This window comes from Streptomyces sp. NPDC059003, assembly GCF_042740445.1.
Lineage (GTDB): Bacteria > Actinomycetota > Actinomycetes > Streptomycetales > Streptomycetaceae > Streptomyces.
In genome coordinates this window covers 1-9,766 of the sequence record NZ_JBHYJH010000257.1, presented here as the reverse complement: position 1 = coordinate 9,766, position 9,766 = coordinate 1, and the positions used below count along the sequence as shown (strand labels likewise).

General features: G+C 71.1%; 8 protein-coding genes. All 8 read right to left on the bottom strand.

What is annotated here, in order from left to right:
• Positions 1 to 109: 109 nt before the first annotated feature.
• The gene (locus ACFWZ5_RS42520) at positions 110 to 655 is read right to left on the bottom strand and encodes a hypothetical protein (RefSeq protein WP_384799782.1); all 546 of its coding nucleotides are present in this window, start codon (positions 653 to 655) and stop codon (positions 110 to 112) included.
• Between the two features lie 44 nt (positions 656 to 699).
• A complete protein-coding gene (locus tag ACFWZ5_RS42515) occupies positions 700 to 1,260 on the bottom strand; it encodes a GNAT family N-acetyltransferase (protein ID WP_384799779.1) in 561 nt (186 codons plus the stop codon).
• An 8-nt stretch (positions 1,261 to 1,268) separates the two neighbouring features.
• A complete protein-coding gene (locus ACFWZ5_RS42510; protein WP_384799776.1) occupies positions 1,269 to 3,494 on the bottom strand; it encodes an MMPL family transporter in 2,226 nt (741 codons plus the stop codon).
• Between the two features lie 252 nt (positions 3,495 to 3,746).
• Positions 3,747 to 5,810 carry a phosphocholine-specific phospholipase C gene (locus ACFWZ5_RS42505; RefSeq protein WP_384799791.1) on the bottom strand — a complete coding sequence of 688 codons (2,064 nt, stop codon included), beginning with the start codon at positions 5,808 to 5,810 and terminating at the stop codon, positions 3,747 to 3,749.
• Between the two features lie 243 nt (positions 5,811 to 6,053).
• Positions 6,054 to 7,571: an Asp-tRNA(Asn)/Glu-tRNA(Gln) amidotransferase subunit GatB gene (gene gatB / locus ACFWZ5_RS42500; RefSeq protein ID WP_384799773.1), complete on the bottom strand. Its 1,518-nt coding sequence runs from the start codon at positions 7,569 to 7,571 to the stop codon at positions 6,054 to 6,056.
• Positions 7,572 to 7,589: 18 nt separating this feature from the next.
• Positions 7,590 to 7,832 carry a hypothetical protein gene (locus ACFWZ5_RS42495; RefSeq protein WP_384799770.1) on the bottom strand — a complete coding sequence of 81 codons (243 nt, stop codon included), beginning with the start codon at positions 7,830 to 7,832 and terminating at the stop codon, positions 7,590 to 7,592.
• On the bottom strand, positions 7,829 to 9,322 hold the full coding sequence (gatA, locus tag ACFWZ5_RS42490; protein WP_384799767.1) for an Asp-tRNA(Asn)/Glu-tRNA(Gln) amidotransferase subunit GatA: 1,494 nt from the start codon (positions 9,320 to 9,322) through the stop codon (positions 7,829 to 7,831). Before gatA ends, ACFWZ5_RS42495 begins: the two co-directional genes overlap by 4 nt.
• A gap of 6 nt (positions 9,323 to 9,328) precedes the next feature.
• Entirely contained in the window at positions 9,329 to 9,625 is a 297-nt protein-coding gene (gene gatC / locus ACFWZ5_RS42485) for an Asp-tRNA(Asn)/Glu-tRNA(Gln) amidotransferase subunit GatC (protein ID WP_016642027.1), read from the bottom strand.
• Between the last annotated feature and the right edge of the window lie 141 nt (positions 9,626 to 9,766).

Genomic DNA, 9,766 nt, shown 5'->3' with positions numbered 1-9,766 from the left:
GGCTGGAAATAGCCCGTCCGGCGCTTGAGGACGAGGCCGAAGGCCGGAGATAAGGGGGTCTGGGGGCGGAGCCCTCAGGAGAAGGGCGGGTGGGTGGGAGAAGCAACGGTCACGTGGTCGACGGCAAGTCCAGGATGACGTTGCCGTACTTCAGTACCGCAAGGACGAGGCCCACCGCTCCCAGGGTCACCCCGGCCCACGCCACCGACTTGATCCAGGGCGCCTGGACCCGGTCCGGGGCGCCGAAGGCGGGGCGGAGGAGCACGCCGGCGCCCACGACGAGGGCCGCGACGGCGAAGAGGCCCCCGACCAGCGCGGTGGTCTTCCAGGAGTCGCCGTAGACCTCCTGGACCTGCCGCGCCACCCCCGCGCCCTGCGAGGTGTTCAGCTGCCCGATCAGGGACTCCCGCGCCGACGCGACGGTCCCGATCCACCCGCCGCTGAGCCCCACCACGCCGAGCGCGGCGGCGACGACGGCCGCCGCTCCCTGCCCGACCCCGTCGGACTTCGCGGGCTCGAGCTCGGGCTCATCGGCCTCCGCGCCGACCTCGTCGGTCCCCGCGTCGGCCTCGGCCTCCGCCTCCGCCGCCTCGACGCCTGCCTCGGCCTCAGCCGGGGCCTCGGCCCCGGCCTCGTCAACACTCTTCGTTCCCATGCCTCCGCACCGTACGGACGGAGTCTGAGAGCCCCCTTAACGCCTCACGCCTGAGCGCGCGCCCGGCGCCACTCCGGCGCGAGCACCGACCAGACCTCCATGTCGTGCCGGATGCCCTGCCAGGGGAAGCTCTCCCGCAGCACGCCGTCCCGTACGAAGCCGAGCCGCTTCGCCAGGTTCTTGCTGCGGTCGTTGCGCGAGGAGACCATCCACTCCACGCGGTGCATGCCGCGCTGGTCGACGGCCCAGTCGATGAGGACGCGGCAGGCCGTGCTGACGAGCCCGCGCCCCGCGGCGGAGGGTTCGAGCCAGACGCCGACCTCACAGGACTCGGTGGCCGTGTCGAAGACGCGGAAGAGCACGCCGCCGACGAGCGTGCCGTCGAGCCAGATGCCGTACAGGCGCCCGGTGTCGGCGGCCTGCCGGTCGGCGAAGGACTGGAGGACCTCCCGTGCCGCGTCGAGACCGGTCGCCGCCTTGTCGACCGACGGCACCCAGGGTCCGGCGTACTCCCGGGCCCGGACCGCGTGCTCCCGGTACTCCTCGGCCTGCCACGGCTCCAGCGGGCGCAGCACGGCCCCTTCCCCCACGGATATCGCGAACATCCCGCTCCCTAAACGCTCTTGAGCTCTTCCTGCGGCACGTGGGCCGCTTCCGGCTCACGCAGTGCGGGGATCTTCGCACGTGTCCGGCACTCGGGCACCTCAATACTGATGCGGGGCAGCCAGCGGTCCAGGCTGCGCGGCAGCCACCAGTTGGCGCCGCCGAGCATGTGCATGAGGGCGGGCACGAGCAGGGTGCGCAGCACGAACGCGTCGAGCGCGACGGCGGCCGCGAGGGCGATGCCGAACATCGCGATCACCCGGTCCCCGCTGAGCACGAACGCCAGGAACACCGAGATCATGATGACGGCGGCGGAGTTGATCACGCGGCTGGTCTCGGCGAGGCCGACGCGTACGGCGACGCGGTTGTCGCCGGTCTCGAGCCACTCCTCGTACATCCTGCTGACCAGGAAGACCTGGTAGTCCATGGAGAGCCCGAAGAGCACCGACACCATGATCACGGGCAGGAAGGGCTCGATGGGTCCTGCTCTGCCGAGGCCCATCAGCTCGCTGCCCCAGCCCCACTGGAACACCGCCACCACGACGCCGAACGCCGCCGCGACCGCGGCCACGTTCATCACGGCGGCCTTCAGCGGGATGCCGACCGACCGGAAGGCGAGCAGGAGCAGGACACAGCCGAGGCCGATGACGACGCCCACGAACAGCGGCAGCTTGCCGACGATGATCTCGGCGAAGTCGTCGTAGCCCGCCGTCACGCCGCCGACGTGCAGGTCGAGCGAGGTGCCGGTCTCGGCGCGCGGGAGCACGTCGCCGCGCAGCCGGTCGACCAGGTCGCTGGTCTGCTTCGACTGGGGCGCGGAGTCCGGCACGACGGTGAGGAACGCGGCGCTGCCGCCGTCGTCGTACGTCACCGGGCTCACCGTGGCCACGCCCGGCGTGGTCCGGAGCGTCTCGGCGAGGTCGGCGAGGGCGAGGCGGTCCTGGGCGCCGCCCACCTCCGTGACGAGGGTGAGGGGGCCGTTGACGCCGGGGCCGAAGCCGTCGGCGAGCAGGTCGTAGGCCTGTCGGGTGGTCGAGGCCGACGGGTTGTTGCCCTGGTCGGAGGTGCCGAGGCGCAGGGAGAGCGTGGGCAGGGCGAGGAGCGCGATGACCACGACGGCGAGGGCGCCGAGCAGCTTCGGGTGCCGCTCCACGAACGCCGACCAGCGCGCGGCGAGCCCGGTGGGCACCTCCGGCTCCGGGCCGCGCTCGGCGAGGCCGCGCCGCTCGCGGCGGCTGAGCGCGCGCGGGCCGATGAAGGAGAGCAGGGCGGGCAGCAGGGTCACGGACGCGGCGACCGTGAGGACCACGGTCAGGGACGCGGCGATGGCGACGCCGTTGAGGAAGCTCAGGCGCAGGATCAGCATGCCGAGCAGCGCGATGCACACGGTGGCGCCCGCGAAGACGACGGCGCGGCCGGTGGTGGCGACGGCCCGCTCCGCGGCGACGGCGACGGGGAGGCCCTGTTTGAGGCCTCTGCGGTGCCGGGTGACGATGAAGAGGGCGTAGTCGATGCCGACGCCGAGCCCGATGAGCGTGCCGAGCATCGGCGCGAAGTCGGCGACCGTCATGACGTGGCCGAGCAGCACGATGCCCGCGTACGCCGTGCCGACGGAGACGACCGCCGTGGCTATGGGCAGCAGCGACGCGGCCAGGGAGCCGAAGGCGAGGAACAGGACCACGGCGGCCACGGCGACGCCGACGATCTCGGCGGTCTTGGCGCTCTTGGACTCGGTGAGCCCGATGGCGCCGCCGCCGAGCGCCACGTCGAGGCCGTCCGTGGCGGCGGCCTTCGCGGTGTCGACGACGGCTTGCGCGTCCGCCCTGTCGAGGGAGTCGAGCTGCTCACGGAAGGTGACCGTGGCGTACGCGGTGCGGCTGTCCTCGCTGATCCGGTCGTCGCCGCGCTCGGTGTACGGGCTGGTGACGGAGGCCACGCCGGGCAGCTCGGCGATCTTGTCGAGCGTCTCGGTCATGGTCCGCTCGACGGCGGCGGACCGCACCGACTCGTTCTGGGAGGTGTGCCAGACGACGGTGTCGCTGTCGCCGCTGAGGGCGGGGAAGCCGTCGTTCAGCAGGCGGGTCGCGCGGTCGGACTCGGTGCCGGGCACCTCGTAGTTGTTCGAGTACGCCGATCCGGCGACGGCGGCGCCGGCCGCGGTGGTGCCGAGTGCGAGGAGCCAGAGCAGAACGACGACGAGTCGGTGCCTGACGCACCACCGGGCGAGTACTGCCACGGACTGGCTCCCTGAGTCATGCGCGGATCTTCAGCGGGAACAGCCGGGAAGCGTCGGAGTGACCCGTAAAGAACACGTCTACTGCTTTCAGTACTACTTGATCCGCATGGGCAGGTAAAGATCATGTCGCCGCTTGTGCGACGACATGACCGGGATGGGCCATGCGGAGCCACTCTGACAGCCCTTGGAGATCCTTAGTCCCTTTCGTGGCCTTACTCACAAGAGCACAAGCGCCCCGCTACCCTTCGGCGTTCACCCGGAGACGCTGGCGCGGCCGTTCTCGATGTGGCCCATCAGGCGCCGCCGGAAGGCGCCGTCGCCCTCCGCCGTGACCTCGATGTCGTACCAGCCGCGCTCGTCGCCCGTCTGCCAGGCGATGGTGCGGCTGCTGCCCGCCTTGATCCGCACGGTCCTGCTCCGCCGCCCGACCTCCGCCTCCTCGACGTATCCGAGCGGCCTGACGGTGAAGACCAGCGGCTTCGTGCCCCGGTTGGCCAGCGTGACGTGGAGCTCGCGCCGGGTGATCGCCGAGGACAGGGCGGCCGTGCCTGCCTTCTGTCCCGCGAATTCGCGGCGGAATCCGTTCGGCCCGGTGACCGTGAAGTGATAGGAGTCACCCCGCACGGGCACGGACCACGCGCCGTCGTGCACGACGTCCTGGTGCTGCGGGATCGCGTACTCCCCCGCGTACGGGTAGAGCGCGAAGTGCGCGCTGCGCCGGCCGCCGTTGCGCAGGCGCACCTTGAGCGTGCCGTCCTTGGCGGGCCTGGCGTCGGCGTCCGGCTGGTACGGCAGGGGGCGCGCCCTGCGGGTGCCCGGCTCCTGGCGCGGCATGGTCTGCCGCGCGGGCGGCTGCGGCTGCCAGCGGCCGCTGAACTCCGGGATGGTCCCGGGGCGCTCGACCTCCGGCTGCCGGTGGCCCCGGTGGAAGTCGAAGGCGCCGGTGAGGTCGCCGGTGACCTGCCGCCGCCAGGCGCTGATGTTGGGCTCGCGCACGCCCGTCCACTTCTCCAGGAAGCGCACGACGGAGGTGTGGTCGAAGACCTCGGAGCAGACGTAGCCGCCGACGGTCCACGGCGACACGACGAGCATCGGCACGCGCGCCCCGAGCCCCGTCGGCAGCCCCTCCCAGCGCTCCTCCTTGTCGTCGACGCCCGGCACGGGCGGCGGCACGTGGTCGAAGAAGCCGTCGTTCTCGTCGTAGTTGATGAAGACGGCGGTGCGGCGCCACACGTGCGGGTGCGAGGCGAGCGCGTCCAGGACCTTGTAGACGATGGTGGCGCTGTGGATCGGTGAGGAGACGGAGGGGTGCTCGGAGTCCAGGGCGGACGGCACCAGGTAACTGACCTTCGCCAGCTTGCCGTTCGCGACGTCGGCGGCGAACTCGTCGGCGAGCTTCCCGGTCGGCACGCGCCGCAGGCCCCGTTCGAACAGCGACCGCTCGCGCCGGCTCAGCGTCGCCACGCCCTCGTCCAGGGCGGCGAGCAGCTTGCCCCGCTCCGCCTCGTCCTTGGCGTCCCTGACCTGGGCGTAGAAGGCCTCCATGAACGTGTACGGAGTCTTGGCCAGGGCCTTGCGGGCGATCGCCTTGAAGGTGGTGAAGAACTCGATCTGGTTGTCGGTGAAGTTCTCCCACTCCGTGTACGTCTGCCAGCTGATCCCCGCCTTCTCCAGGCGCTCGGCGTACGTGCCCCAGCCGTATCCGGGGTGTCTGCCCTCGTCGTAGGCGTCGTTGTCGACGGCCCGCTTGCCGCTCGCCTCGAAGCCCGTCCTGCCGCTCCACAGGTGGTTGCGGTTGGGGCTGGTGGAGGTGTGGATGGACGAGTGGTAGGCGTCGCAGACGGTGAAGGTGTCGGCGAGTTCGTAGTGGAGCGGGATGTCCTCGCGGGTGTAGTACGCCATCGTGGCGGCGGTCTTGGCCGTCACCCAGCCGTCCATCCACCCGTCGCGCCACGCCTTGGCGCCGCCCTTCCAGGAGTGGTCGAGGGCGCCGATGTACTGGAGGTCCTTCTTCTGCGTGGCGGCGGCCTCGCGCACCGGGAACGGCAGGACCGTGCGCAGCGGCCCGGGCTGTTCGAACACGCTCTTGCCGCCGGGCAGCGTGAGGGCGTTGCGGTCGGAGAAGCCGCGTACGCCGCGCAGGCTGCCGAAGTAGTGGTCGAAGGACCGGTTCTCCTGCATCAGGATCACGACGTGCTCGATCGCGTCGAGCCCGCCCTTCGGCGGCGCCTGCCCGGCGGCGACGGCCTCCTGAAGGGACGGCGGCAGGAAGGAACCCACCGCGGCGGCCCCCAGAGCGCCACCGCCCACCGCCATCAGCCGCCTGCGCGAAATCTCCGCTGCCACGCCCAACCTCCCGTCGACACCCAATGGTTGTCCGGTGATCCATTGGTCTGCTGAGCTGGGACGGTAGTGAATCCCGGTTTCTCTGGGAAGGCCGAGGACCGAAGTCGGGGTGAACGTCCCTGCGGACGTCGGCGCGCGCACCCGTTCCGGTACGCAAAAAGGGCGCCGCACCCTGACGGATGCGGCGCCCCTCTGTACGGAGATGACGCGAGGTCAGCCCTCGACGCCCAGCTTCTCCAGGATGAGCTCCTTGACGCGGGCCGCGTCGGCCTGGCCCCGGGTGGCCTTCATGACCGCGCCCACGAGGGCACCGGCCGCCGCCACCTTGCCGCCGCGGATCTTGTCCGCGACGCCCGGGTTGCCGGCGATGGCCTCGTCCACGGCGGTGGACAGCGCGCCCTCGTCCGAGACGACCTTCAGGCCGCGCTTCTCGACGACCGCGTCCGGGTCGCCCTCGCCCTTGAGCACGCCGTCGATGACCTGGCGCGCCAGCTTGTCGTTCAGATCGCCGGAGGCGACGAGCTCGCACACGCGGGCCACCTGCGCCGGCGTGATGGCCAGCTCCTCCAGGGCGACGCCCGACTCGTTGGCGTTCCGGGCGAGTTCGCCCATCCACCACTTGCGGGCCTGGTCGGCGGGGGCGCCCGCGTCGGTCGTGGCGACGATCAGGTCGACCGCGCCCGCGTTGAGGATCGACTGCATGTCGTGGGCGCTGACGCCCCACTCCTCACGCAGCCGGTTGCGGCGCAGGCGCGGCAGCTCGGGCAGGGTGCCCCGCAGCTCCTCGACCCACGCGCGGGACGGGGCCACCGGCACCAGGTCCGGCTCCGGGAAGTAGCGGTAGTCCTCCGCCTCCTCCTTGACGCGGCCCGACGTGGTCGAACCGTCGTCCTCGTGGAAGTGGCGGGTCTCCTGGATGATCGTGCCCCCGGACGAGAGCACGGCCGCGTGCCGCTGGATCTCGTACCGCGCGGCCCGCTCGACCGAGCGCAGCGAGTTCACGTTCTTCGTCTCGGAGCGCGTGCCGAACTTCTCCGTGCCGTTGGGGCGCAGGGAGAGGTTCACGTCGCAGCGCATCTGGCCCTGCTCCATGCGGGCCTCGGAGACGCCGAGCGCCTTGATGAGCTCGCGCAGCTCGGCGACGTACGCCTTGGCGACCTCGGGGGCGCGCTCGCCCGCGCCCTCGATCGGCTTGGTGACGATCTCGATGAGGGGGATGCCCGCGCGGTTGTAGTCGAGCAGGGAGTGGGACGCGCCGTGGATGCGGCCGGTGGCGCCGCCGACGTGCGTCGACTTGCCGGTGTCCTCCTCCATGTGGGCGCGCTCGATCTCCACGCGGAAGACCTCGCCGTCCTCCAGCTGGACGTCCAGATAGCCGTTGAAGGCGATCGGCTCGTCGTACTGGGAGGTCTGGAAGTTCTTCGGCATGTCCGGATAGAAGTAGTTCTTCCGGGCGAAGCGGCACCACTCGGCGATCTCGCAGTGCAGCGCAAGACCGATCTTGATCGCGGACTCGACGCCGACGGCGTTGACGACCGGCAGGGCGCCGGGCAGGCCGAGGCAGGTCGGGCAGGTCTGCGAGTTGGCGTCCTGCTTCAGCTCGGTGGAGCAGCCGCAGAACATCTTCGTCTTGGTGCCGAGCTCGACATGGACCTCGAGGCCCATGACCGGGTCGTACGACGCGAGTGCGTCCTCGTACGACAGCAGCTCGGGGGTGGTCGTGGCAGTCACGGTGTTGGAACTTCCCTCTCAGCCGAGCAGAACGTCGTCGTCGCCGATGCGCTTGAGCTCGCGCACCAGGAGGGCGATGCCCGTGACGATGGCGGCCGCCGACACGACGGCGTCGACGAGCTGCAGCGTGTCGTGCTCGGCACGGGCCTTCTTGACCTGCTTGAGCGTGCTCAGCGCACCGAACGCGGTGGTGCCGATGGACAGATACGTACCGGTCTTGGACTTCTTGAAGCCCTTGGCCTTGGTCAACGCCTTGCTCACAGCGACGGAGCCTCCTCGAGGAGCGGGTGGCCCCACTTTTCCACGAAGGCGGCCTCGACGGCGGCGCCCACCTTGTAGAGGCGGTCGTCCTTCATGGCGGGGGCGATGATCTGCAGCCCGACCGGCAGGCCGTCCTCCGGCGCGAGGCCGCAGGGCAGCGACATGGCGGCGTTGCCCGCCAGGTTCGTCGGGATGGTGCACAGGTCGGCCAGGTACATCGCCATCGGGTCGTCCGCGCGCTCGCCGATCGGGAAGGCCGTGGTCGGCGTCGTCGGCGAGACGATCACGTCGACCTGCTCGAAGGCCTTCTCGAAGTCGCGCGTGATGAGCGTGCGGACCTTCTGGGCGGAGCCGTAGTACGCGTCGTAGTAGCCGGAGCTCAGCGCGTACGTGCCGAGCATGACGCGGCGCTTGACCTCGTCGCCGAAGCCGGCCTCACGGGTGAGCGCGGTGACGTCCTCCGCGGACCTGGTGCCGTCGTCGCCGACGCGCAGGCCGTAGCGCATGGCGTCGAACCGGGCCAGGTTCGACGAGCACTCGGACGGCGCGATCAGGTAGTACGCGGACAGGGCCAGGTCGAAGGAGGGGCAGTCCAGCTCGACGATCTCCGCGCCCAGCTCCTTGAGCAGCGCCACCGACTCGTCGAAGCGCTGCACGACACCGGCCTGGTAGCCCTCGCCGCGGAACTGCTTGACGACGCCGACGCGCATCCCCTGGACGCTGCCGTTGCGGGCGGCCTCGACGACCGCGGGCACCGGGGCGTCGATGGAGGTGGAGTCGAGCGGGTCGTGCCCGGCGATGACCTCGTGCAGGAGCGCCGCGTCGAGCACCGTGCGGGCGCACGGGCCGCCCTGGTCGAGGGAGCTGGAGAAGGCCACCATGCCGTACCGCGAGACGCCGCCGTACGTCGGCTTCACGCCGACCGTGCCGGTGACGGCCGCGGGCTGGCGGATCGAGCCGCCGGTGTCCGTGCCGATGGCCAGCGGGGCCTCGTACGCGGCGAGGGACGCGGACGAGCCGCCGCCCGAGCCGCCCGGGATGCGGGTCAGGTCCCACGGGTTGCCCGTCGGGCCGTACGCGCTGTTCTCGGTGCTGGACCCCATGGCGAACTCGTCCATGTTGGTCTTGCCGAGGATGACGACGTCGGCGGCCTTGAGCCGCTGGGTGACCGTCGCGTCGTACGGCGGGATCCACCCTTCGAGGATCTTGGAACCGACCGTGGTCGGGACCCCCTCGGTGGTGAAGATGTCCTTCAGCGCGATCGGCACGCCCGCGAGCGGGCCGAGCTTCTCGCCCCGCGCCCGCTTCTCGTCGACGGCGCGCGCCTGCGCGAGCGCGCCCTCCCTGTCCACGTGCAGGAAGGCGTGCACCTTCTCGTCGACGGCGTCGATCCGGGCCAGGTGGGCCTCGGTGACCTCGACGGCGGTGAGCTCGCCGGACGCGATCCTCGCCGCGATCTCGGCGGCGGTGAGCTTGATGATGTCCGTCATGGTGGGTTAGTCCTCCCCCAGGATCTGCGGCACCTTGAAACGCTGCTGCTCCTGGGCCGGGGCGCCCGAGAGCGCCTGCTCGGGGGTGAGCGACGGACGGACCTCGTCCGCGCGCATGACGTTCGTCAGCGGCAGCGGGTGGGAGGTCGGCGGTACGTCTTGGTCGGCGACCTCCGAGACGCGGGCGACCGCGCCGATGATGTCGTCGAGCTGTCCGGCGAAGTGGTCGAGCTCTTCGTCCTTCAGCTCCAGACGTGCAAGGCGGGCGAGGTGGGCGACCTCCTCGCGCGTGATGCCAGGCATGCAGCGATCCTCTGGGGTGAGCGTGATGGGTTTGATGCCCAATCCTATGGGGCGCGCGAGGGTGCCCGCGAAATGCTTTCCTCGCGGGGGGCGCCCCAGTCCCACCCCTTCCCGAAACTAGGGGCTCCGCCCCTAGGACCC

Coding starts and splice junctions, on each gene's coding strand:
- ACFWZ5_RS42520 (WP_384799782.1), bottom strand. CDS start 655: ATGGGAACGAAGAGTGTTGACGAGGCCGGGGCCGAGGCCCCGGCTGAG.
- ACFWZ5_RS42515 (WP_384799779.1), bottom strand. CDS start 1,260: ATGTTCGCGATATCCGTGGGGGAAGGGGCCGTGCTGCGCCCGCTGGAG.
- ACFWZ5_RS42505 (WP_384799791.1), bottom strand. CDS start 5,810: ATGGCGGTGGGCGGTGGCGCTCTGGGGGCCGCCGCGGTGGGTTCCTTC.
- gatA (WP_384799767.1), bottom strand. CDS start 9,322: ATGACGGACATCATCAAGCTCACCGCCGCCGAGATCGCGGCGAGGATC.
- gatC (WP_016642027.1), bottom strand. CDS start 9,625: ATGCCTGGCATCACGCGCGAGGAGGTCGCCCACCTCGCCCGCCTTGCA.